Source organism: Oceanicola sp. 22II-s10i, from assembly GCF_002210105.1.
Lineage (GTDB): Bacteria > Pseudomonadota > Alphaproteobacteria > Rhodobacterales > Rhodobacteraceae > Pseudooceanicola.
In genome coordinates, this window is record NZ_AQQU01000001.1 from 1344596 (window position 1) to 1366027 (window position 21432).

Consider the following 21432-nt stretch of genomic DNA (forward strand, 5'->3'; position numbering starts at 1 on the left):
CGCCCGCCGGAATGTCCATGCGCGGCTAGCGGGTGTTCAGGTAGCGGGCGGCGGCCAGCCCGGCATGGCGTCCGGTGGCGAGGCAGGCGGTCAGCAGGTAGCCGCCCGTCGGCGCGTCCCAGTCCAGCATCTCGCCCGCGGCGAATGTGCCGGGGCTGTCGCGCAGCATCAGGTCCGGCGTCAGCGCGTCGAACCGCAGCCCCCCGGCGGTCGAGATCGCGCGGTCGATGGGGGCGAGGCCCGCGACCGGCACCGGCAGGGCCTTGAGCAGCGGGGCAAGGTCGTCGGGCAGGGGGCGTCCCCATTCCATCAGCAGCGCGCGGGTGGCGGCATCCATCCGGAGGCTGCGGCGCAGGTGATTGGCGAGGCTGTCGCCCCGGCGGCGTTTGGCAAGGCGGGTGCGCAGGGTGTCCGTGTCGAGGTCCGGATAGAGGTCGACCGTCATGGCAGCGCCGTCGCGCAGAGCGGGGGAGAGCGGATAAACCCCGCCGCCTTCCAGCCCCTGGGCCGAGATCACCGCCTCGCCGCGCGAGGAGATGTCGCCCGCGTGAAAGGCGATCCCCTTGAGCGGGGTCCCGAAATGGGGGCGCATATGTTCGGACCAGTCGATCCTTATCGCGGCGTTCGAAGGCGCGAAGGGGGCGACGTCACCATCGAAAGCGCCGGCCCATGCCCCGTCCGACCCGAGACGGGCCCAGCTTGCCCCGCCGAACGCCAGGATCGTCGCATCGGCGCGGATGCGGCGCGGGCCGTCGGGCGTGTCGAACAGGTGAACATCGCCGTCGCGCCCGGTCCAGCGCCAGCGCGTGCGAAACGTCGCGCCATCGCCGGTCAGCCGGGCGAGCCACGCGCGGAGCAGGGGCGAAGCCTTCATCGCCTTGGGGAATACCCGCCCGGTGGAACCGGTGAAGAGCGGCTGACCCAGCCCTTCGGCCCAGGCCATCGCCGCCTCGGGCCCGAAGGCATCCAGGGCAGCGGACAGCGGATCAGCGTCGGCACCATAGGCAGCGCGGAAATCATCGGGCGGCTCGGCCTTGGTCAGGTTGAGCCCGGATTTCCCGGCCATCAACAGCTTGCGCCCGACGGTCGGCATCCGGTCGGCGATCACCGGCGCGATCCCGGCCCCGGTCAGCGCTTCGGCGGCCATCAGCCCCGCCGGGCCGCCGCCGATCACGAGGGCGCGGATATGCTCGCTGTCCTCCAAGCTCTTGCCTTTCACCGCTGTCGCGGCACCCTATTGCCGGTCCGAGGAGCGAGACACAAGTGAGCGACCCGATCTGCCCCCTCTGCCTGCGTCCGATCCCGGCGGATGCGAAACAGAGCCTGCACCACCTGATCCCCAAGCTGAAGGGCGGCAAGGGCGGGCCTACGGTCCTGCTGCACCAGATCTGCCACAACGAGATCCACGCCACCCTGACCGAGGCCGAACTGGCGCGAGAGTACGACACGCCGGGGAAACTGCGCGCGCATCCCCGGATCGCACGGTTCGTGGACTGGGTCGGCAAGCGCCCGCCGGGCTTTCATTCCAAGACCCCCGGCGCGCGGCGCAAGAGGTGACACGGGCGGTCAGTGGGCGTCGGCACAAAGGTCGTGATCGGCCAGCGCGGCGAGTATGTCGCAATCCTGCGCCGCGCTGTCCCCCTCGCAGGCGCCCGTGATGCGCTGGAGTTCCGCCTCCAGCGCCGTCAGCCGCCGGATCTTGTCCCGGATCTCTGCCAGATGCCGTTCGGCAATCCGTGTCGCGTCGAGGCAGGACCGATCCGGCGTCTCTTCCAGCACGATGAGCGAGGAGATCGCCTCGATCGAAAAGCCGAGGTCGCGTGCGTGCCGGATGAAGCTCAGCCTCTCCAGCCCCGCCCGGTCATAGCGCCGCTGGTTGCCCGATGAGCGTTCTGCGGGGGGCATCAGGCCGATGTCCTCGTAGTAGCGGATGGTCGGCACCTTGACCTCGGTGCGGCGGGACAGCTCGCCGATGGAATACATCAGATACCTCTTGAACCTCTAGTTGCTAGAGAGATTACCTTGCATGGGTCCCTGATTCCAGAGGTTGAGATGACCCAGACACTGACCGCAGAAACCCCGCTCCTCGATTACCGCGCCGCGTCCATCCAGAGGCTGATCGACGCGCGCGGCTGGCGCGACCTGCCCGTGGCCGACCGCATCGGCGCGGCCTACGATTTCGTCCGGACCGAGATCCTGTTTGGCTACAACGTCGACGACGCGCTGCCCGCCTCGCGGGTGCTGGCGGATGGCTATGGCCAGTGCAACACCAAGGGCATCCTGCTGATGGCCCTGCTGCGCGGCCTCGGCGTGCCCTGCCGGTTCCACGGTTTCACCATCGACAAGGCCCTGCAGCGCGGGGTGGTGCCGGAACCCGTCTATTCGATCGCCCCGCGCAACATCATCCATTCGTGGGTGGAGGTGATGCTGGACGGGGCGTGGCTGGAGCTGGAAGGCTTCATCCTCGATCCCGCGGTCCTCGAGGCCCTGCAGACGCGGTTTCCGGAACGGACCTCGCTCTGCGCCTATGGGGCGGGGACGGACTGCCTGCAGCGGCCGGAGGTCGCGTGGACCGGGGCCAGCACCTATATCCAGAAAACCGGGATCAACCGGGATTTCGGCAGGTTCGACAGCCCGGACGATTTCTATCGCGATCACCGGCAGCTGTCCGGGCTGCGCGGGCTGCTCTATCGCGGGATCGTCCGGCACTGGATGAACCGCCGTGTGGCGGGGATCAGGCGCGGCCGCGTGCCGGAGATTCCCGGCGGCGCGGCCAGCCTCGTGCCGCCCGCGCGCACCGACCGGGTCGGCGGCCGGGCGTGACAGACGGTCAAGGCCTCAGCGGCACATGCCCTTGATCGTCGCGGCGAAGGCGGGATCGGCGGCGATGAAATCCGCCGCGATCTCGCGCGCCGTGGCCAAAAGGGCGTCCGGTTCGGCGATCCGGTCGATCAGACCGCAGGCCAGCGCCTGTTCAGCGTCCAGCCGCTGTCCGCCCAGCAGGATCAGCCGCGCGCGAGAGGGGCCGATCAGCGCGGTGAGACGGCCGGGGTCCGAGGGCTGTGGCAGGAAGCCGTGCTTCATCACCGGGTAGAAGAACTTGGCCGTCGGCACCGCGATGCGGATGTCGCAGGCCAGCGCCATGCCCATGGCACCGCCCGCCAGCGTGCCGTTCAGCGCGCAGATGGTCAGGCAGGGCAGGGCGGCCAGCTTGCCGGACAGGCGTTCCCAGACCGGCGACTTGGACAGGCCCGACTTCGCGGCCTCGAAATCCATCCCGGCGGAGAAGACTTTGCCGTTGCCGGTCAGGACCACCGCGCGGGCACCCTGCGTGGCCTCCTCGGCTGCATCGGCCAGCGCCTCGAGCATCGGGCCATCCAGCGCATTCGCCTTGTCCGGCCGGTCGATGGTGAGGGTCCAGAGCCCGTCGGCCCCGCGATCCACCGCGATCATGCGACCAGCCCTACGCGGCGGCGCACGTCGTCGTCACGCAGCGACACTTCCTGCCCGAGATAGGCGTCGGCCTCCGGTCCGCACATCCACAGCAGCGTGCGCGCGGGCCAGTCGGGGGGCACGTGGTCCTCCCATTCCAGCTGGGACACCGGGTTGATCCCGCTGGCCTTGATGTCACGCTGCATCTGCGTGGCGACCGTGCCCGGCGACAGGCCCATGACCCGCAGTCCACGGTCGGCCCCTTCCAGATGCGCGGAACTCGTCACCATCGCCGCCCCGGCCTTCGAGGCGCAGTAGGCGCTCCAGGCCTCCAGCGGGCGATGCGCGGCGCCTGACGAAATGTTGATGATCGTGCCGCCGCCCGCCGCCAGCATCACCGGCATCGTGGCGCGGACCCCGTTGAACACGCCCTTGAGGTTCACGTCGATGACATGGCCCCATTCTTCCGGATCGGCGGTTTCCAGATGGACGATCGGTTCGAGCACGCCGGCGTTGCCGATGAAGACGTCGAGCCGTCCGAAGGCGTCGACCACCGACTTCACCGCCGTCTCGACCTCCCAGTAACGCGAGATATCGCAGGGGATCGCGACCGCCTGCTTGCCGATCTCGCCCGCGATTTCCGCGATGCGGTCCTCGCTGCGCGCCAGCAGGGCCACGTTCGCCCCCGCCTCGGCGAATATCCGCGCGGCGGCCTCGCCGATCCCGCGGCTCGCGCCGGTGATCATCACGGTCTTTCCGGTCATGTCTGTCATGTCTGTCTCCGCCTGCCTGTCGGGACTTAGGTAGACCGCTGCGGCGCGGCGGTCCAGTGGGGGGACTTGACCCGCCGCGGGTGAGCCGGGATGTTGTCCGCGCATTTCTCGGGAGTGAGTTGAATGACGAATCCGATCTTTAAAACCGGCGGCCTGACCCGCCCCCTTGTCGCGGCGGTCTTTTTCGCGCTGCCCGCGCCGGCCTTTGCCGACCTGACCTCGCAGGAGCTGTGGAGCCAGTGGCAGGAGTACATGCAGAGCTTCGGCTACGACGTCGCGGCGCAGGCGACCCCGGCTGACGGCGGCCTGACGGTCACCGGCCTGTCCATGTCGCTGCCGATGAATTCGCCCGAGGGCAGCCTTGGCACGATGAAGATGACCTTTGGCGAAGTGCGCCTGACCGATCAGGCGGACGGCACGGTGCTGGTCACGGTCCCCGAAAGCACCCCGCTGACGGTCGATGTCGATCCTGTCGACGAGGATCCGGTCAAGATCGTGATGAACCATGTCTCGCCCGATTTCCGGGCCGTGGCCAGCGGCACGGCGACCGATACGCATTACGACTACTCGGCGAGCATCGTCAGCCTCGTGCTGCAGAGCGTGATGTCCGAGGGCAAGACCGTCGAGCCGGGGACGGTGCGGATCAACCTGAACGGGCTGGCCGGGACCAGTGACATGAACATCGGCGACGCGTTTGTCGTGCAGCAGGACCTCACGGCGGCCTCGCTCGATTACGCGGTCGACATCACCAATCCGGATCCGAATGGCACCGGCACGTTCAAGATGAACGGCGAGGTCCGCGACCTGGCGTCTTCCGGCGGTGGCACGATTCCGAAAGGCGCCGACATGACGCGCATGGGCGATGCGATGCGCGCCGGATACGCAGTTCACGCCGCGGTCACCTATGCGGCCGGAATGATGCAGCTGGCGTTCGAGGAGGGAGCCGAAAACTTCGCCTATGCCTCGTCCTCGGAGGGTGGCCGGTTCGATGTGTCCCTCGCGCCGGAGGGCCTGAAATACGACGTGTCCAGCCGGACCGTGAAGATGCATGTCGAAGGGTCCGAAATTCCCTTCCCCGCCGATTTCACCGCGGAGGAGATCGGACTGGGCATCAACCTGCCCGTCATGGCCTCGGACGATCAGCAGGATTTCGGCGCGGTCCTGACGCTGGCCGGTGTGACGCTGCCGGACCCGGTCTGGGGCATGGCCGATCCGGGCGGCGCGCTGTCGCATGACCCGCTGACCGTGCGGCTGGACCTTGCCGGCAAGGGGCGGCTGATGGTCGACCTGCTGGACGAGGAACAGATGACACAGCTCGGCGCCTCGGGCGGGATGCCCGGCATGGTCGAAAGCCTGACGCTGAACCAGCTTCAGCTCAAGGCCGCGGGGGCCGAGGTGTCGGCCACGGCGGACCTGACCGTCGACAATCAGGCGATGAGCCCGATGGGGCCGTTCCCGAACGTCTTCGGCACCGCCGACATCCGCATGACCAACGTTCTGGCGCTGGCCCGGACGTTGTCGCAGATGGGTCTGATCCCGCAGGGACAGGCGATGATGATCGCCGGGATGCTGCAACAGCTGGGCGAGCCGGTCAGCGGACCGGACGATCTCAAGGCGCTGGTCGAACTGAGCCAGCAGGGTGCACTTACGGTGAACGGAAATCCGATCCCGCTCCAGTAATCCGCCGCGTCCGGCCCGCCCTGCAAGGCGGGCCGGGTTGCGCGAGGGGCAGGGGCGGGCTACGTGCTGTCCGTTACTGTCAGGAGGCACCGCATGACCGCCACGACCCCCGCGCTCGATTCCCTTGCCCAGGCATTGCTGGATGCCGCCCGCGCCGCCGGCGCGGATGACGCCGACGCGCTGGTGCGGCGGGGCACGTCCGTTTCGGTCGATGTCCGCGCGGGCGCACTGGAACAGGCCGAACGGGCCGAGGGCACCGAGATCGGGCTGAGGGTGATGGTCGGCAAGCGGCAGGCCTGTGTCAGCGCCTCCGACATCCGGCCCGAGACGATGCGCGCCATGGCCGAACGTGCCGTGGCGATGGCCCGCGAGGCGCCCGAGGACCCGTGGATCGGTTTGGCCGAACCCGGACAGCTGGCGACGGAAATCCCCGATCTGGACCTCTGGGACCCCGCCGCCGAACCCGCCCCCGCCGCACTGGAAGAGGCCGCGCGGATCGCCGAAGCCGCGGCGCTTTCGGTGTCCGGCGTCAGCCAGGTGCAGGGCGCCGGTGCGGGCTATGGCGCGTCCGAGGCGGTGCTGGCCGCGACCAACGGTTTCGTCGGCGCAATGCGCCGGACCTCGACCTCGCTGTCCTGCTCCGCCATCGCGGGCGAGGGGTCGGGCATGGAGCGCGATCACGACTACGACAGCCGCCTCTTCGCCGCCGACCTGCGTGATCCGACCGAGATCGGCCGCCGCGCCGGGGAACGCGCGGTGGAACGGCTGGGCGCGCGTCAGCCCAAGACCGGGGCCTATCCGGTGCTGTTCGACGAACGCATCTCGGGCTCCATCATCGGGCACCTGCTGGGGGCGGTGAACGGGCAGGCGATCACGCGTGGCGCGTCGTTCCTGCGCGGCGATCTGGGCAAGCAGATCCTGCCTGCCGGATTGTCGGTCGTGGAGGATCCGCTGCGTCGCCGCGTTGCCGGATCGCGGCCCTTCGACGGCGAGGGGCTGCCGACCGCGCGGCGCGAGATCGTCCGGGATGGCGTTCTGACCGGCTGGACGCTGGACCTGGCCTGCGCACGCAAGCTGGGCATGGCGCCGACCGGGAACGGCGCGCGGGGCCTGTCCTCGCCACCGTCGCCCGCGACGTGGAACATCGCGCTGACGCAGGGCGGGAAGAGCCGTGACGCGCTGCTGCGCGACATGGGGACCGGGCTGCTTGTGACGTCGATGATCGGCTCGACGATCAACGCGAATACGGGCGACTACTCGCGCGGTGCGGCGGGGTTCTGGGTCGAGAACGGCGAACTGGCCTATCCGGTCAACGAGATCACCATCGCGGGCAACCTGCGCGACATGTTCCTGTCGATGGTCCCCGCGAACGACGCGCGGACGTGGATGAGCCATGTGGTCCCCTCGCTGCTGATCGAAGGTCTGACGCTTGCAGGAAGCTGACCTCGACCTGCTGATACGCACGGCGCGCGAGGCGGGCCGCATCGCGCTGGACTTCGCGGGGCGGGATCATGAGAAATGGGACAAGCCGGGCGGGGCCGGGCCGGTGACGGAGGCCGATCTGGCCGTCAACGCGATGCTGGAAAGCGAGTTGCGGGCGGCGCGGCCGGACTATGGCTGGCTGTCGGAGGAAAGCCCGGACGATCCTGCACGGTTGTCGTGCGAGCGGGTGTTCATCATCGACCCGATCGACGGCACCCGCAGTTTCATCGAGGGCGGCGACACCTGGGCCCATTCGATGGCGGTGGTCGAGGATGGCGTGCCGGTGGCGGCGGTGGTCTACCTGCCGGTGAAGGGCAAGCTCTATTCCGCCGCGCTGGACCAGGGGGCATGGCTGAACACGCGCCCGATCCGCGCCTCGGCCCGGACCGACGTGTCGGGTGCCACGGTGCTGGCGGCCAAGCCGACCTACGATTCCCGTCACTGGCGCACGGGCGCGCCCGCCGTGGTGCGCCATTACCGCCCCTCGCTGGCCTATCGCCTCGCGCTGGTGGCCGAGGGCCGGTTCGACGCGATGCTGACCCTGCGGGACAGCTGGGAGTGGGACATCGCGGGCGGGGCGCTGCTGTTGTCGGAGGCGGGGGCGGCGGTCAGTGACCGGGCCGGTCGGCCGCTGCGGTTCAACAACGCGCATCCGCAGGTGCATGGTGTCGTGGCCGGTGGTCAGGCGGTGCAGGCGGGATTGCTGGCGGAACTTTCAGGCTGAGGCTTTGCGCCGGGCGGGGCCCGTCGCGCGGGGGGCGTTTCATCCGGCCATCGAGGCCGGAGGAAACGGGACCTGACGGTCCGGGGGGGGCTGTCTGCCCCCTCTTGCGGGCTGTGCCCGCAATTCACCCCCGAAAGTATTTTTGACCAGAAGAAGCAGGGGACCGGTGTCAGCCCGAGCCGATGAGCACACCCGCCGCGAAGACGAGGGCGCCGCCGAGCACGACCTGGAAGGCGGCGCGGAAGAACGGGGTGTCCATGTAGCGGTTCTGGATCCAGGCGATGGCCCAGAGTTCGATGAACACGATGGCGAAGGCGGTCAGCGTCGCGGTCCAGAAATGCGGGATGAGATAGGGCATCGCGTGGCCGAGACCGCCGAGCGTGGTCATCACGCCGGCCGCGAGGCCGCGTTTCATGGGGGAGCCGCGGCCGGAGAGTTCGCCGTCGTCTGAGGCCGCTTCGGTGAAGCCCATGGAGATGCCGGCCCCGACCGAGGCGGCGAGGCCGACGAGGAAGGTGGTCCAGGTGTTCTGCGTCGCGAAGGCGGTGGCGAAGATCGGCGCGAGGGTCGAGACGGAGCCGTCCATCAGCCCGGCGAGGCCGGGCTGCACCCATGTCAGGATGAACTGCCGGTGCGCCGAGCGGGCCTCGGCGTCGCGGGTGTCGGCGTCCAGATGGGCCTCGGTCAGTTCGCCCGCGTGGCGCTGGTGGCCCGCTTCGGCAGCGGCGAGGTCGCCGAGGAGCGCGCGGGTGGCCGGGTCCGTGGTGCGGGCGGCGGCGGCGAGGTAGAAGTGTTCGGCGTCGCGTTCCATCGCCTCGGCCTCGGTGCGGATACGCTCGATCCCGAGGTTCTCGACCAGCCAGACGGGGCGGCGGGCGTAGTAGCCCGCCACGTGTTCGCGGCGGATCAGGGGGATGACCTTGCCGAACCGCGTTTCGAAGAGCGTGATCAGCCGGTGCCGGTGTTCGTCTTCTTCCGCCGCCATGCCGTCGAAGATCGCGGCGGTGTCGGGGAACTCGGCCCGGAGCCTTTCGGCATAGCTGCGGTAGATGCGGGCGTCGTCCTCTTCGGAGGAGATCGCGAGGGCGAGGATTTCGCGTTCGTCGAGATCGCGGAAATGGCGACGCTGGGTCAGGAATCGCATCTGGATGCCTCGTGCATTATGTCCGGCCCATCGGTAGAACACGCAACACATGCAGACAACCGAACGTAAAGCCGCACCGCATCGCTTGCCGGAACTGAACCGGGCGGTTTACAGTTGACCTGGCGAGGAGACCGCAGACCCACATGAACGCACCGAGATCCGCCATTCGTCGTGGCCGCAAGTTCGAGCAGGTGCTGGAAGGCGCCCGCGACGTGTTTCTGGCCGCGGGATTCGAAGGCGCGGGCGTGGACGAGATCGCGCGTCAGTCCGGGGTCTCCAAGGCCACGCTCTATTCCTATTTCCCCGACAAGCGCCTGCTGTTCATGGAGGTCGCCAAGCGCGAATGCCGCAGGCTGGCCGACGATGCCGAGCATCTTGTGGCCTGCGACGCCCCGGTCCGGGACATGCTGCGCTTTGCCGCCGACCGGATGGTGGCCTTTTTCAATTCGGAACTGGCGATCAACGTGTTCCGGGTCTGCGCGGCCGAGGCCGACCGTTTTCCCGACCTCGCGCGGGAGTTCTATCGCAGCGGGCCGGCGCTCGGCCGGGAACGGCTGGCGGAGTATTTCCGCATGGAGGCCGCGCGGGGCTCGCTGGTGATCGAGGATGCCGAACTGGCTGCCGACCAGTTCGCCGAACTGTGCAAGACGCGGGTCTTCACGGACCGGATGTTCGGGATGCGGGACCGGTTCTCGGACGATGAGATCGACCGCTTCGCGCATGAGGCGGTCGAGACGTTCTGGGCCCGCTACGGCGCGCGCTGAGGGTCAGTCGAGGCGGCGGACCATCATCTGGTTGCCCGCCCCGCGCCGGGTCTCGAACACCTTCAGTTCCTGCACCAGATCGCTGAGCTTGCGCTTGCCGTAGGAGCGGGTGTCGAAATCCGGATTCTCGGCGGTGATGTACTGGCCGACCTGACCGAGAGGATACCAGTCGTCGTCGGTTTCGATCCGGTCCATCGCGCGCCGGATCAGCGGGACCGCGTCGATGGGTTTCATCTTGCCTGAGGGTCGCGCGGTTTCACCGGGGCGTTCCTCGGCGATGTTCTCGATCAGGATGAAGCGGTTGCAGACGTTGCGCAGGCTTTCGGGGGCTTTGGATTCGCCGATGCCGATGACGTCGAGGCCCTGTTCCCGGATCCGGTTGGCCAGCGCGGTGAAATCGCTGTCGGACGACACGAGTACGAAGCCGTCGAAGCGGCCCGAGTGCAGGATGTCCATCGCGTCGATCACGAGGCCGATGTCGCTGGCGTTCTTGCCCTTGGTGTTGGCGGTTTCCTGATGCGCCACGAGCCCGAGCGCGCGGGTCTGTTCCGCCCAGGGGCGCAGCCGCTCGGCCGACCAGTCGCCGTAGACGCGGCGCAGGGCCGGTTCGCCAAAGCTCGTCACCTCCTTGAGGATCGCGGCGGCGTGGCGGGCGGGGATGTTGTCGGCGTCGATCAGAACGGCGTAGAGCGGGCGGGTCTCGGGCATCTGGAGCCTTCCTTTGCTTTTCCCACAGGTAGAGGCTGTGCCGTCCGTTGACCACCCCGTTCCCGCGAGGTCAGCGCGACAGGCGGCGGGCCAGCGTGTCGAAGACCAGCCGCATCCGGCGCGAGGTATGCAGTTCGCGGTGCGTGACCAGCCAGACCGGGACCTGCACCACGGCGATGTCGGGCAGCACCGGCTCCACCCCCGGCGTGCGGGCGGCGACGTCGTCGGTGATGACGCCGATGCCCAGCCCCTCCTGCACCAGCGCCCAATAGGCCAGCCCGTTCGCGGTGACATGGGTGATCTGGTCCGCCGTCACGGGGATCCCGCGCTGTGTAAGCTGGCGCGCGAATTCCGGGCCCGGTCCCATGGCGATGAAGGTGGCGCGCGACAGATCCTCCAGCGTGCGCGGGCGGCCGGCGCGGTCGAGGTAGCCCGGCGTGGCGTAGAGCCGGGCGCTCTTTTCCGCCACGAGGCGGGCGGTCAGGTCGCCCTGTGTCGGGCGGACGTGACGGATGGCGATGTCGGCCTCGCGCCGGGCGAGGTCCTGCATCTCGTTCGAGGCGATGAGGGTGATCCGGATCTCGGGCGCGACGCGGGCGATCTCGGCCAGGATCGGAGGCAGGGTATGGACGGCGATCATGTCGCTGGCGGTGATCGTGACCTCGCCGCCGATGTCCTCGGCCCGGCCCGCTGCGCCAAGGGCAAAGCGGGTGGCGGCCTCTTCCATCGTGCGGACGTGGACCATCAGGTCGCGCCCGGCCTGCGTCAGCACCAGCCCCCGGCCCACCCGGTCGAACAGCGTCACGCCAAGCCGCTCTTCCAGAGCCGCGATCTGTCGGCCTACGGTCGGCTGCGTCTGCCCGAGATCGCGGGCGGCGGCCGAGAGAGACCCCCGCTCGGCGGTGGCGAGGAAGGCGCGGGCCTGGTTCCAGTCGAAGGTGGCGGCGGGCGTGTTCATGCGCGGATGTATAAGAGAAATGCGGATTCAGGCAATTCCTCATGTGTGTGCGCATGATCTATCAGGCTGGCAGGTTTTGCTGGGAGATCGAGATGGTGACGGCAGAGGCATTCTGGGACGGCGTTGCGGCGAAGTACGCGGAGCGGCCGATTGGCGACATGGCGGCTTATGACGCGACGCTCGAACGTGTGGCGTCTTATCTGGAGCCGGGGGACCGCGTTCTGGAACACGGGGCGGGCACGGGCACCACGGCGATCCGGCTGGCGCCGCTGGTGAGCGGGTATGTCGCGGCGGATATCTCGGGTGCGCTTCTGGGCATCGCGCGGGAAAGGGCGGCGGCTCAGGGGGCTGAGGGTATTGAGTTCCGGCACGCGGGTCTCGGGAGGGATACCGGTGCGGACGCGGCGGCGTTCGACGCGGTGATGGCGTTCAACCTGCTGCACCTCATGCCCGATCCGCAGTCCGCGATCCACGCGATGGCCGATGCGGCGCGGCCCGGCGGCGTCGTCATCACCAAGACCGCCTGCCTGAACGACGGTATGCGCTACCTGCGCCCGGTGCTGTGGATCATGCGGAAGTTGGGCAGGGCGCCTGCGGTCAATATCTTCAGCGCCGCCGAACTTGACCGGATGTTCGAAGAGGCGGGCCTGAAGATCGTCGAGACGGGCTGGTATTCCCGCAAGGGCGCCGCACGGTTCGTCGTGGCGCGCAAGGTCTGACGGCAGGCCGATCACGGCGCTGTGAGGCGGAACCGGGCGTCGTCGTGTTACGCTCCGCCCGCTTCACCGCCGCGACAGGAGGACCGCGCCATGACCGAACTGCCCCGCCGCAAGGCCAGCGACTTCGACCAGAGGATACTCGAGATTTTCGACGGCTACGTGCACGGCCGGATGACCAAGCGCGAGTTCATCTCGCAGGCCGGGCGCTATGCGGCCGCCGGTGTCACCGGGGCGATGATCCTCGAACAGCTTCAGCCGAACTACGCGCTGGCCCAGCAGGTCGCGCCGGACGATCCGTCGATCGAGACGATGACGGTCGAGTATGACAGCCCCGAGGGGCACGGCACGATCCGGGGCCTGATGGCGAAACCGGCGGGTGCCGAGGGCCCGTTGCCCGCCGTGCTGGTGGTACACGAGAACCGGGGGCTGAACCCCTATATCGAGGACGTGGTGCGCCGCGCCGCCAAGGCGGGTTACCTCGCCTTCGGCCCGGACGGGCTGACACCGTCTGGCGGGTATCCCGGCACCGACGAGCAGGGCCGCGAGATGCAGAAGGCGCTGGATCCGGCCAAGCTGATGGCGGATTTCTTTGCCGCCTTCGAGTTCCTGCGCGATCACGAGGGGTCGACCGGCAAGGTCGGCTGCGTCGGTTTCTGCTACGGCGGGGGCGTCTGCAACGCGCTGGCGGTGGCCTATCCCGACCTTGCCGCCTCGGTCCCGTTCTACGGGCGTCAGCCCGACGCGGCGGATGTGCCCGCCATCGAGGCGCCGCTGATGATCCATTACGCGGGGCTGGACGAACGCATCAACGCGGGATGGGAGGCCTATGGCGCGGCGCTGGAGGAGAACGGCAAGGAGTTCTCGGTCCATTTCTACCCCGACGTGAACCACGGTTTCCACAACGACACCACGCCCCGCTACGACGAGGCGGCGGCGCAATTGGCGTGGAACCGGACACTCGCCTTCTTCGAGGCCAAGCTGAAGGGCTGAGCCCTGCTTGCGGTGTCGCAGGAACCCGCTGTCATATCAGGGTGTTGATCCCGAAACGGGGATCGACATGACACAGACCAACAGCGCCGACCGCGGCACCGCAGCCGTTCATCCGGCAGGAATACCTGCACGGGGATGGAAGGAAATCCTGTGGCGAGTGAAGGCCGAGATCGCGGCGGATCACGTCTCGGTCGTGTCGGCGGGCGTCGCGTTCTTCGGCCTGCTGGCCACCTTTCCGGCCATCGGGGCCCTGATCTCGATCGCGGGCTTCTTCCTCGACCCGGTGCAGGTGGCCGGGCAGATCGACGCCCTTGTCGCGCTGCTGCCCGCCAATGCCGCGTCCATCATCCAGGACCAGGTGGTCAAGGTCACCGGCGGGGATGAGGCGGCGACGGGGCTGGCCGCGCTCCTTGGTATCGCACTGGCGCTCTACGGCGCGATGAAGGGTGTGATGACCCTGATGGAGGGCATGAACATCGCGTACGAGGAGGACGAGACGCGCGGGTTCGTCCGGCTCTACGCCACCGCCTTCGGCCTGACGCTGCTGCTGATCGCGGGCGTGATCGGGGCGATCCTCGTGATGATGGTGCTGCCGTTCGTGGTCGACTATCTCGGTGTCGGCGAGCCGTTGAATTCCGTGCTGAAGGTCATGCAATGGCCGATCCTCGCGGTGCTTGCCGTGCTGGGGATCTCGGCCATCTACCGGATCGGGCCCTCGCGGGACCGGGCCAAGTGGCGCTGGATCAGCCCCGGCGCTGTGCTGGCCACGGTGCTGTGGCTGGCGGGCACGCTCGGCTTCTCGGCCTATGCGCAGAACTTCAGCGACTACAACGAGACCTACGGCACCATCGGCGGCGTGATCGCCCTGCTGACGTGGATGTGGCTGTCGGCCTTCATCCTGCTGCTCGGGGCCGAGCTGAACGCCGAGATGGAGCGGCAGACCGTGCAGGACACGACCCGCGGCCCCGAGATGCCAATGGGCGAACGTGGTGCACGGATGGCCGACGTGCATCCGCCCGCTGCAGGCGACCAGCCTGATCCCGAGGCCGGGCCGGGTCTTGGGCACGATGGAACGCGGGACGCACCGCGAAAGGGGCTGCCCCGGACGGACAGCAAGGCCATTGCCGCGGGACTCGCGCTGTTCGCGTTCTGGCAGATGACCCGGCGCCCCCGAGGGCATGGGCGCGACACCGGCAGCGGACGGTCCCCGGCGGAGTGATCAGTCGACGACGACGATGCCGGTGTGCTTGGCCTTGTGCTCGGGCTCGACGTGGATCGTGACGCTGATGTCGGCGACGGCGGCCTTGAGCGCGGCCTCGACCCGGTCGCAGACCTTGTGCGCCTCCAGCACGGACATCTCGCCCGGCACGATCAGGTGAAAGTCGATGAAGGTCATCCGCCCAGCGTGCCGGGTCCGGAGGTCATGCGCCTCCAGCGCTCCGGCGGCTTCGCTGGAAATCGTTTCGCGGATCAGGGTGAGGGTGTCGGGCGCGACGGCCTCGTCCAGCAGGCCGCTGAGCGACGAGGTCATCACCTTCCAGCCGGACCACAGGATGTTCACGGCAACCAGCGCGGCCAGCGCGGGGTCGAGGATCCACCAGCCGGTGGCGTAGGCCAGCCCGATGCCGACGGCCACACCGGCCGAGGTGATGACGTCGGACAGCAGGTGAAAGCCGTCCGCCGTCAGCGCGGGCGACCGGTTCGCCCGGCCCCGGCTGATCAGGATATAGCACCAGACCCCGTTGATCGCGGTGGCGACACCGTTGACCAACAGGCCGGACAGCGGTGCGTCGATGGGGTGGGGCGCCATGATCCCGGCATAGGCTTCGCGTAGGATCATCAGGGCGGCCACGATGATCAGCACGCCTTCCAGCACCGCGCTGAAGAATTCGGCCTTGTGATGGCCGTAGGGGTGTTCGGCATCCGCTGGCCGTTCCGCGACCCGGATCGCGATCAGCGCGGCGATGGCGGTGGCGACGTTGACGGTGCTTTCCAGTGCATCCGACATCAGCGCGACCGACCCGGTCATCCACCATGCCAGCGCCTTGAGCCCGAGCACGGCAATACCGACGATCAGGCTGCCGATGGCGAGTTTGACGACAAGGGACATGGGATGGGCTTCCGGCGCTGCGAGGTCGCCGGATAGCAGGTAGGGGCGCTGTCGCGCAACCCTATGATTTTGCTTGTGTTATTGAGAGGCGTTCGCAGGTCGCCGCGGTGCGGAAAAACGCTTTGGCTGCCGGGGGTTGCGGTGTTGGGGAATGGTAGGTGCGTGCGGAGCACGCACCCTACGGAAGGCGCGCGAGGTAGGGTGCGTGCTTGTCACGCACCGCCCTTCCTCGCGCCTTGCCCGGTCAGTACACCACGACGGAACGGATCGACTCGCCCGCGTGCATCAGGTCGAAGCCCTTGTTGATGTCGTCCAGCGCAAGGGTGTGGGTGATCATCGGGTCGATCTGGATCTTCCCTTCCATGTACCAGTCCACGATCTTGGGGACATCGGTCCGGCCCTTGGCGCCGCCGAAGGCCGTGCCCTTCCAGACCCGGCCGGTCACCAGCTGGAACGGCCGCGTTGCGATCTCTGCCCCGGCGGGCGCGACGCCGATGACGATCGATTCACCCCAGCCACGGTGCGCGCATTCCAGCGCCTGCCGCATGACCGTGACGTTGCCGGTGCAGTCGAAGGTGTAGTCCGCCCCGCCGATCAGATCGCCCCGACGCTTGGTCAGGTTGACGATGTAGGGGACGATATCCTCGCCGATCTCCTTCGGGTTGACGAAGTGGGTCATCCCGAACTTCTCGCCCCACTCCTTCTTGGAGTTGTTCAGGTCGACGCCGATGATCATGTCGGCGCCTGCCAGCTTCAGGCCCTGGATCACGTTCAGACCGATGCCGCCCAGGCCAAAGACCACGGCGGTGGCACCGACTTCGACCTTGGCCGTGTTGATGACGGCGCCGATGCCGGTGGTCACACCGCAGCCGATGTAGCAGATCTTGTCGAAGGGCGCGTCCTCGCGCACCTTCGCCAGCGCGATCTCGGGCATCACGGTGTGGTTCGCGAAGGTCGAGCAGCCCATGTAGTGCAGGATCGGATCGCCATCGAGCGTGGAGAAGCGCGAGGACCCGTCGGGCATCAGGCCCTGACCCTGGGTCGAGCGGATCGAGGTGCAGAGGTTCGTCTTGCCGCTGGTGCAGGAATAGCATTCCCGGCATTCCGGCGTGTAGAGCGGGATCACGTGATCGCCCGGTTTCAGCGAGGTCACGCCCGCACCCACCTCGACGACGACGCCCGCGCCCTCGTGGCCGAGGATGGCGGGAAACAGACCCTCGGGGTCCGCGCCCGACAGCGTGAATTCGTCGGTGTGGCAGATGCCGGTGGCCTTCACCTCCACCAGAACCTCGCCCGCGCGCGGGCCTTCGAGGTTCACATCCATGATTTCAAGGGGTTTTCCGGCCTGAACGGCAACGGCGGCTCGGGTGCGCATTGATGGTCTCCCAGTCGGTTTCATCCTTTAATTGAGCGAAAGACAGCCGGTTTGCAACGTCTCACGCGGCTGTTCATTGCAAATCCGCGGCATCGGACCGAAGGCTGGGGCACCCGGGCGCGAGACCCGTGAAGGAGACCGAGCAGATGAGACATGCAGCCTTCGCCCTCGTGGCGCTACTGGCCCTTGCGGCCTGCAGGGAGGACGACACCGCGTCCGCACAGCCTGCCGCACCGGCACCCGAGAACGCCTGCGGGGCGGCCGAACTCCAGGATCTGGTGGGCAAGACCTTTTCGCCCGACTTCCTGCCGCCGGGCACGGAAAAGGTGCGCGTGCTGCACCCCGACAGCGTGATGACGATGGATTTCCGGTCGGACCGCCTGAACATCAGGCTCGACGACAGCGAAACGATCACCGAGATCTACTGCGGCTGACATCCCGCTTGCGATATTCCCGTATTTGGGAAATTGTCCCGAAAACGGGAATCGCATGGATGATCTGACCACACGACTGGCCGACCGCCTGCGCCTGCTTCGGCAGGAGCGGGGAATGAGTCTCGACTCGCTGGCCGAGAGCAGCGGTGTCAGCCGGGGCACGCTGTCCCGGATCGAGACCGGCGCGACCAGCCCGACCGCCGAGGTCCTCGGCCGTCTCGCCGCCGCTTACGGCATGTCCACCAGCCACATCCTGCGCATGGCCGAGGCCGATGCGCCCGCGCTGATCCCCCGCGCGGCGCAGGAGGTCTGGCGCGATCCCGACACCGGGTTCACGCGCCGCTCGGTCTCGCCGCCCGCCGAGGGGCTCAGGGGCCATGTGGTCGAGGGACGGCTGGAACCGGGGGCGGTGGTCCGTTACGACCGCGTCCCGGTGGAGGGGCTGGAACATCACCTGCTGCTGCGGGCCGGGGCGCTGACGCTGAGCGTCGGCGCTGCCGACCACGCGCTCATGCCCGGCGACTGCCTGCGCTACCGCCTGCACGGCCCGAGTCGTTTCACCGCCGGGCCGGAGGGCGCGGATTATCTCATTTTCATCATCTGAGGACATGCCGATGGAGATCGTGGAGATCCTGCCGGACGACTACGACAGCGCGATCGAGGGGCTGGCCCTGCTGCTGCATGACTGCGTCCATGCAGGGGCGAGCGTGAACTTCATCCTGCCCTTCCCGATGGATGAGGCGCGGGCCTTCTGGACCGGAAAGGTCGCCCGCGCGATGGCGGGGGGCAGGCGGCGGCTCTGGGTCGCGCGGGACGGCGACAGGATCACCGGCTGCGTCATGCTCGACTGGGATCTGACGCCCAACCAGTCGCACCGCTGCGAGGTGACAAAGCTGCTGGTCCATCCCGACGCCCGCCGCCGGGGGCTGGCCGGGGCCCTGATGGCGCGCCTGCTGGAGGCCGCGCGGGCCGAAGGCAAACGGCTGGTCACGCTCGACACTGTCACGGACAGCCCGGCCCAGACGGTTTATTGGCAGGCGGGGTTCGAGGTCGCGGGCTCCATCCCCGATTTTGCCCGCCACCCGATTGAGGACCGGCTCGAATCCACGACCTACATGTTCCGGAGGCTGTGAATGGGCCCGCTGCTGCCGTTCTTCCTGCTGGTCGTGATCTCGGGCGCGCTGGTCGCCGCACAGGGCCCGATCTACGCCCGGATGTCACAGCTTCTGGGCGGACCGTTCCAGACCGTCCTGACGGCCTTCACCTTCGCCGCGCTGCTGATGCTGGTCATCGCGGGGGCCAACGGGACCCTGCCGCGCGTGGCGGACCTGCGGGCGATGCCGGCGTGGGTCTGGCTGGGCGGCGTGCTGGGCTGCGTGATCGTCGTGATCTCGACCCTGACCATCCCGCGCCTCGGGGCGACCGGCTATCTGGTGGCGCTGGTCGCGGGCCAGATGGTGGCCGGGGCGATCTATGACCGGACCGGGGCCTTCGGCCTGCCGATGCGGACGCCGTCGACGGTCAACCTGATCGGGCTGGCGCTGTTGGTCGCCGGTGCGGTGCTGGCGACGTGGCGCCGGGGGTAGGGCGGCCGGATTGACGCATCATCCGTCACCGGCTAATCCCCCGGCTTCAACACGACGGAGGCACATATGGCGCGCAGGAAGAAGGGCCGGGACATTTCCGGCTGGCTGGTGGTGGACAAGCCCGCCGGCCTGACCTCGACCGCCGTCGTGAACAAGGTGAAATGGGCGCTCGACGCCAACAAGGCGGGGCATGCGGGCACGCTCGACCCCGAGGCGACGGGCGTTCTGGCCGTGGCACTGGGCGAAGCGACCAAGACGGTGCCCTACATCACCGACGCGCTGAAGGCCTATGAGTTCACCGTCCGGCTGGGTCAGGCGACCAACACCGACGACGCCGAGGGCGAGGTGATCGCCGAAAGCGCGGAGCGGCCCTCGGACGATGAGATCAAGGAGGCGCTGCAGCCCTTCGTGGGCGAGATCATGCAGATCCCGCCCAAGTTCTCGGCCGTCAAGATCGACGGGCAGCGCGCCTACAAGCTGGCCCGCGACGGCGAGGATGTGGAGATCGCGGCGCGTCCGCTCTGGGTGGAGAGCCTGCTGATGGACGACCGGCCCGATGCGGATCACGTCGTGCTGGAAATGGTCTGCGGCAAGGGCGGTTACGTGCGGTCCGTCGCGCGCGACCTCGGTGCGGCGCTTGGCTGTCACGGGCACGTGGTCAGCCTGCGCCGCGTCTGGTCCGGTCCGTTCGAGGCGGCACAGGGGATCACGCTGGACCAGATCGACGCACTGGCGCGCACGCCGGAGCTCGATGCCCGGCTGCTGCCGGTCGAGGCGGGGCTGACCGATCTGCCGGAGGTGCGCGCGACCGAACTGGGCGCAGCCCGGCTGCGGAACGGCAATCCCGGCGAAGTCATCGCGCGGGACGTGGAATTCGGGGACGACTGCTGGGCCAGCTTCGATGGCCGGCCGCTGGCGGTCGGGCAGTACCGCGGCGGAGAGCTGCACCCCTCGCGTGTCTTCAACCTGCCGTCCCCTGTCGACGGGTAATCGCGCGTTAACCTTCTGATCTGAATGGTTTTGACCTGGCGCCGCCCGGTGTGGTGTCCTTGGGGCCTGTAAGGGGCTCTGCCATGCTTTTTCTCGCCGGATTGATGGGAATGATGATCGTCGGGGCGTCTGTCGCCGTCGGCTGGGGCGACCTCGAGGCCGCGGATGACGTGGCTGGCGACGGGCCCGCCGGGGGTCCGGACGGGGCTTCGGGTGGCACTGGCACATCGGGTGCCGGCCTCTCTGGTCCGGCGGGCAGCATCATCGCCGGATCGCCGCTGGCCGAGGCGATGACCGGCGGCGCGGGCGACGACCAGATGAATGGATATGACGGCCCGGACACGCTCTCCGGCCTTGACGGTGACGACAGCCTGCTCGGGTCCTGTGGCGCCGACCTGCTGGACGGCGGCGAAGGCGATGACAGGCTCTGGGGCGGTGACGGCGGCGACACGCTGACCGGCGGCGCGGGCGACGATTTCATCTTCGGCATGCTGGGCAATGACGTGGTCGACGGCGGGTCGGGCGCGGATTCGGTCCATGGCGGAATGGGCGCCGACCTGCTGACCGGCGGCGAAGGTGACGATGCGCTGCACGGCAACCATGGTGGCGACACGCTGACCGGGGGCGCGGGCGCAGACAGCCTGTTCGGCGGCTTCGGCCAGGACCTGATCGACGGGCTGACGGGCGAGGGTGGGGCGGATGCCGCGTCGCCGGTCGGCGCGGATGGCGATTGCCTGAACGGTGGCGACGGCGACGACACGTTGCTGGCCGGGGCGGGCGACACGCTGACCGGCGGCGCCGGTGACGACCAGTTCGTCATCGTCGGCGGTATGCCGGGGCAGGAGGCCGAGGTGATGGATTTCACCGGGGGCGAGGATCAGGTGCTGGTGATCTACGACGACCTCGCCGGTCCGCCGCCCGCGGTGGAGGTCCGGTCGCTCTCCGCCACCGATCATGTGGTCCTGATCGACGGGGTGGTGCAGGTCAGCCTGACCAGCGACGGTCCGGTGGGCCTGTCGGACATCGCGCTGGTCCCGCTGACCGGCCTGCCGGGGGCTGCGACGGCGGCTTGAGATTTCCCTTTCCTTCGCGCGACCGATGCCTTATGTGCCCGCAATCGCCGGTGCGGACCTCGCGCCGGTGTTCCTATGAAGGACCCTGCTGGACGACATCCCGGCTTGTGCCCGAAACCCTTTAGACCAGGAGACCCCGATGTCGATCACTGCCGAAGACAAGACCCGCCTGATGAAGGAATACGCGACCAAGGACGGCGACACCGGTTCGCCCGAGGTTCAGGTTGCGATCCTCACCAGCCGCATCACGACCCTGACCGAGCACTTCAAGGTGCACGCCAAGGACAACCACGGTCGCCGTGGCCTGCTGAAGCTCGTCGCGCAGCGCCGCAAGCTGCTCGACTACCTCAAGGCCAAGGACCATGGCCGCTACCAGACCCTGATCCAGCGTCTCGGCATCCGCCGCTGACCCGCGGTCCGGTTCGCCGGACCTGCACCAGGACTTCCGACGCCCGCCCCACCCGGCGGGCGTTTTCCGTTGCGGCCACCT

The 21432-nt window shown here is 68.4% G+C and carries 25 protein-coding genes; 16 read left to right on the forward strand and 9 right to left on the reverse strand.

Annotated features, from left to right (window positions below; all coding sequences use genetic code 11):
- Positions 1-25: 25 nt before the first annotated feature.
- Entirely contained in the window at positions 26-1204 is a 1179-nt protein-coding gene (locus ATO6_RS06680) for a TIGR03862 family flavoprotein (RefSeq protein ID WP_254919080.1), read from the reverse strand.
- 59 nt (positions 1205-1263) lie between these two features.
- Here ATO6_RS06680 and ATO6_RS06685 point away from each other — a divergent pair, with 59 nt between their 5' ends.
- Entirely contained in the window at positions 1264-1557 is a 294-nt protein-coding gene (locus ATO6_RS06685) for an HNH endonuclease (RefSeq protein WP_088623112.1), read from the forward strand.
- Positions 1558-1566: 9 nt separating this feature from the next.
- On the opposite strand, the gene ATO6_RS06690 is transcribed toward ATO6_RS06685, so the two are convergent.
- The gene (locus ATO6_RS06690; RefSeq protein WP_088623113.1) at positions 1567-1983 is read right to left on the reverse strand and encodes a helix-turn-helix domain-containing protein; all 417 of its coding nucleotides are present in this window, start codon (positions 1981-1983) and stop codon (positions 1567-1569) included.
- 69 nt (positions 1984-2052) lie between these two features.
- Here ATO6_RS06690 and ATO6_RS06695 point away from each other — a divergent pair, with 69 nt between their 5' ends.
- Entirely contained in the window at positions 2053-2823 is a 771-nt protein-coding gene (locus ATO6_RS06695; RefSeq protein ID WP_088623114.1) for a transglutaminase family protein, read from the forward strand.
- Between the two features lie 15 nt (positions 2824-2838).
- On the opposite strand, the gene ATO6_RS06700 is transcribed toward ATO6_RS06695, so the two are convergent.
- Both ATO6_RS06700 and ATO6_RS06705 read right to left on the reverse strand, forming a co-directional pair.
- A complete protein-coding gene (locus ATO6_RS06700) occupies positions 2839-3453 on the reverse strand; it encodes an enoyl-CoA hydratase/isomerase family protein (RefSeq protein WP_088623115.1) in 615 nt (204 codons plus the stop codon).
- The gene (locus ATO6_RS06705; protein WP_088623116.1) at positions 3450-4205 is read right to left on the reverse strand and encodes an SDR family oxidoreductase; all 756 of its coding nucleotides are present in this window, start codon (positions 4203-4205) and stop codon (positions 3450-3452) included. Before ATO6_RS06705 ends, ATO6_RS06700 begins: the two co-directional genes overlap by 4 nt.
- 123 nt (positions 4206-4328) lie before the next feature.
- Between ATO6_RS06705 and ATO6_RS06710 the strand changes: the two genes are divergently transcribed.
- From ATO6_RS06710 to ATO6_RS06720, 3 genes are all read left to right on the forward strand, one after another.
- Entirely contained in the window at positions 4329-5885 is a 1557-nt protein-coding gene (locus ATO6_RS06710; protein WP_088623117.1) for a DUF2125 domain-containing protein, read from the forward strand.
- A gap of 93 nt (positions 5886-5978) precedes the next feature.
- Positions 5979-7328, forward strand: a complete 1350-nt coding sequence (locus ATO6_RS06715; protein ID WP_088623118.1) for a TldD/PmbA family protein — start codon at positions 5979-5981, stop codon at positions 7326-7328.
- A complete protein-coding gene (locus ATO6_RS06720; RefSeq protein ID WP_088623119.1) occupies positions 7315-8091 on the forward strand; it encodes a 3'(2'),5'-bisphosphate nucleotidase CysQ in 777 nt (258 codons plus the stop codon). The genes ATO6_RS06715 and ATO6_RS06720 overlap by 14 nt, the downstream gene beginning before the upstream one ends.
- A 169-nt stretch (positions 8092-8260) precedes the next feature.
- On the opposite strand, the gene mbfA is transcribed toward ATO6_RS06720, so the two are convergent.
- Complete coding sequence (gene mbfA / locus ATO6_RS06725; RefSeq protein WP_088623120.1) at positions 8261-9235, reverse strand: iron exporter MbfA; 975 nt, start codon at positions 9233-9235, stop codon at positions 8261-8263.
- A 143-nt stretch (positions 9236-9378) separates the two neighbouring features.
- On the opposite strand from mbfA, the gene ATO6_RS06730 reads away from it, so the two are divergent.
- Entirely contained in the window at positions 9379-9999 is a 621-nt protein-coding gene (locus ATO6_RS06730; RefSeq protein WP_088623121.1) for a TetR/AcrR family transcriptional regulator, read from the forward strand.
- 3 nt (positions 10000-10002) lie between these two features.
- Here ATO6_RS06730 and ATO6_RS06735 read toward each other — a convergent pair whose 3' ends face one another.
- Positions 10003-10707 carry an NYN domain-containing protein gene (locus ATO6_RS06735; protein ID WP_088623122.1) on the reverse strand — a complete coding sequence of 235 codons (705 nt, stop codon included), beginning with the start codon at positions 10705-10707 and terminating at the stop codon, positions 10003-10005.
- Positions 10708-10777: 70 nt separating this feature from the next.
- On the reverse strand, positions 10778-11665 hold the full coding sequence (locus ATO6_RS06740) for a LysR family transcriptional regulator (RefSeq protein WP_088623123.1): 888 nt from the start codon (positions 11663-11665) through the stop codon (positions 10778-10780).
- 53 nt (positions 11666-11718) lie between these two features.
- Between ATO6_RS06740 and ATO6_RS06745 the strand changes: the two genes are divergently transcribed.
- The 3 genes from ATO6_RS06745 to ATO6_RS06755 all read left to right on the forward strand — a co-directional run bounded on the left by ATO6_RS06745 (position 11719) and on the right by ATO6_RS06755 (position 14593).
- Positions 11719-12384, forward strand: a complete 666-nt coding sequence (locus ATO6_RS06745) for a class I SAM-dependent methyltransferase (RefSeq protein WP_176440847.1) — start codon at positions 11719-11721, stop codon at positions 12382-12384.
- Positions 12385-12474: 90 nt separating this feature from the next.
- The gene (yghX, locus tag ATO6_RS06750) at positions 12475-13374 is read left to right on the forward strand and encodes a YghX family hydrolase (RefSeq protein ID WP_088623125.1); all 900 of its coding nucleotides are present in this window, start codon (positions 12475-12477) and stop codon (positions 13372-13374) included.
- A gap of 67 nt (positions 13375-13441) precedes the next feature.
- Entirely contained in the window at positions 13442-14593 is a 1152-nt protein-coding gene (locus tag ATO6_RS06755; protein ID WP_088623126.1) for a YihY/virulence factor BrkB family protein, read from the forward strand.
- Here the strand turns inward: ATO6_RS06755 and ATO6_RS06760 are convergent, their stop codons facing one another.
- Both ATO6_RS06760 and ATO6_RS06765 read right to left on the reverse strand, forming a co-directional pair.
- The gene (locus ATO6_RS06760; RefSeq protein ID WP_088623127.1) at positions 14594-15484 is read right to left on the reverse strand and encodes a cation diffusion facilitator family transporter; all 891 of its coding nucleotides are present in this window, start codon (positions 15482-15484) and stop codon (positions 14594-14596) included.
- Between the two features lie 244 nt (positions 15485-15728).
- A complete protein-coding gene (locus ATO6_RS06765) occupies positions 15729-16859 on the reverse strand; it encodes an S-(hydroxymethyl)glutathione dehydrogenase/class III alcohol dehydrogenase (protein ID WP_088623128.1) in 1131 nt (376 codons plus the stop codon).
- A 146-nt stretch (positions 16860-17005) separates the two neighbouring features.
- On the opposite strand from ATO6_RS06765, the gene ATO6_RS06770 reads away from it, so the two are divergent.
- The 7 genes from ATO6_RS06770 to rpsO all read left to right on the forward strand — a co-directional run bounded on the left by ATO6_RS06770 (position 17006) and on the right by rpsO (position 21351).
- Positions 17006-17293, forward strand: coding sequence for an I78 family peptidase inhibitor (locus ATO6_RS06770; RefSeq protein WP_088623129.1), 288 nt, complete (start codon positions 17006-17008; stop codon positions 17291-17293).
- Between the two features lie 55 nt (positions 17294-17348).
- Positions 17349-17897, forward strand: coding sequence for a helix-turn-helix domain-containing protein (locus ATO6_RS06775; RefSeq protein WP_088623130.1), 549 nt, complete (start codon positions 17349-17351; stop codon positions 17895-17897).
- Positions 17898-17907: 10 nt separating this feature from the next.
- Positions 17908-18426 carry a GNAT family N-acetyltransferase gene (locus ATO6_RS06780; protein WP_176440848.1) on the forward strand — a complete coding sequence of 173 codons (519 nt, stop codon included), beginning with the start codon at positions 17908-17910 and terminating at the stop codon, positions 18424-18426.
- Positions 18427-18879 (forward strand): DMT family transporter, encoded by a 453-nt coding sequence (locus ATO6_RS06785; protein WP_088623132.1) that lies wholly within the window; start codon positions 18427-18429, stop codon positions 18877-18879. It begins immediately after the preceding gene.
- Between the two features lie 66 nt (positions 18880-18945).
- Positions 18946-19869, forward strand: a complete 924-nt coding sequence (gene truB, locus ATO6_RS06790; RefSeq protein ID WP_088623133.1) for a tRNA pseudouridine(55) synthase TruB — start codon at positions 18946-18948, stop codon at positions 19867-19869.
- Positions 19870-19952: 83 nt separating this feature from the next.
- Positions 19953-20942: a calcium-binding protein gene (locus ATO6_RS06795; protein ID WP_141101944.1), complete on the forward strand. Its 990-nt coding sequence runs from the start codon at positions 19953-19955 to the stop codon at positions 20940-20942.
- A 139-nt stretch (positions 20943-21081) separates the two neighbouring features.
- Positions 21082-21351 carry a 30S ribosomal protein S15 gene (gene rpsO / locus ATO6_RS06800; RefSeq protein WP_088623135.1) on the forward strand — a complete coding sequence of 90 codons (270 nt, stop codon included), beginning with the start codon at positions 21082-21084 and terminating at the stop codon, positions 21349-21351.
- Positions 21352-21432 lie beyond the last annotated feature (81 nt).

Bases quoted from the DNA above. Each gene is read 5' to 3' on its own strand.
- ATO6_RS06690 (WP_088623113.1), bottom strand. From the start codon at position 1,983: ATGTATTCCATCGGCGAGCTGTCCCGCCGCACCGAGGTCAAGGTGCCG.
- ATO6_RS06695 (WP_088623114.1), top strand. From the start codon at position 2,053: ATGACCCAGACACTGACCGCAGAAACCCCGCTCCTCGATTACCGCGCC.
- ATO6_RS06700 (WP_088623115.1), bottom strand. From the start codon at position 3,453: ATGATCGCGGTGGATCGCGGGGCCGACGGGCTCTGGACCCTCACCATC.
- ATO6_RS06705 (WP_088623116.1), bottom strand. From the start codon at position 4,205: ATGACAGACATGACCGGAAAGACCGTGATGATCACCGGCGCGAGCCGC.
- ATO6_RS06710 (WP_088623117.1), top strand. From the start codon at position 4,329: ATGACGAATCCGATCTTTAAAACCGGCGGCCTGACCCGCCCCCTTGTC.
- ATO6_RS06715 (WP_088623118.1), top strand. From the start codon at position 5,979: ATGACCGCCACGACCCCCGCGCTCGATTCCCTTGCCCAGGCATTGCTG.
- mbfA (WP_088623120.1), bottom strand. From the start codon at position 9,235: ATGCGATTCCTGACCCAGCGTCGCCATTTCCGCGATCTCGACGAACGC.
- ATO6_RS06730 (WP_088623121.1), top strand. From the start codon at position 9,379: ATGAACGCACCGAGATCCGCCATTCGTCGTGGCCGCAAGTTCGAGCAG.
- ATO6_RS06735 (WP_088623122.1), bottom strand. From the start codon at position 10,707: ATGCCCGAGACCCGCCCGCTCTACGCCGTTCTGATCGACGCCGACAAC.
- ATO6_RS06740 (WP_088623123.1), bottom strand. From the start codon at position 11,665: ATGAACACGCCCGCCGCCACCTTCGACTGGAACCAGGCCCGCGCCTTC.
- ATO6_RS06745 (WP_176440847.1), top strand. From the start codon at position 11,719: ATGATCTATCAGGCTGGCAGGTTTTGCTGGGAGATCGAGATGGTGACG.
- yghX (WP_088623125.1), top strand. From the start codon at position 12,475: ATGACCGAACTGCCCCGCCGCAAGGCCAGCGACTTCGACCAGAGGATA.
- ATO6_RS06755 (WP_088623126.1), top strand. From the start codon at position 13,442: ATGACACAGACCAACAGCGCCGACCGCGGCACCGCAGCCGTTCATCCG.
- ATO6_RS06760 (WP_088623127.1), bottom strand. From the start codon at position 15,484: ATGTCCCTTGTCGTCAAACTCGCCATCGGCAGCCTGATCGTCGGTATT.
- ATO6_RS06765 (WP_088623128.1), bottom strand. From the start codon at position 16,859: ATGCGCACCCGAGCCGCCGTTGCCGTTCAGGCCGGAAAACCCCTTGAA.
- ATO6_RS06770 (WP_088623129.1), top strand. From the start codon at position 17,006: ATGAGACATGCAGCCTTCGCCCTCGTGGCGCTACTGGCCCTTGCGGCC.
- ATO6_RS06775 (WP_088623130.1), top strand. From the start codon at position 17,349: ATGGATGATCTGACCACACGACTGGCCGACCGCCTGCGCCTGCTTCGG.
- ATO6_RS06780 (WP_176440848.1), top strand. From the start codon at position 17,908: ATGGAGATCGTGGAGATCCTGCCGGACGACTACGACAGCGCGATCGAG.
- ATO6_RS06785 (WP_088623132.1), top strand. From the start codon at position 18,427: ATGGGCCCGCTGCTGCCGTTCTTCCTGCTGGTCGTGATCTCGGGCGCG.
- truB (WP_088623133.1), top strand. From the start codon at position 18,946: ATGGCGCGCAGGAAGAAGGGCCGGGACATTTCCGGCTGGCTGGTGGTG.
- ATO6_RS06795 (WP_141101944.1), top strand. From the start codon at position 19,953: ATGCTTTTTCTCGCCGGATTGATGGGAATGATGATCGTCGGGGCGTCT.
- rpsO (WP_088623135.1), top strand. From the start codon at position 21,082: ATGTCGATCACTGCCGAAGACAAGACCCGCCTGATGAAGGAATACGCG.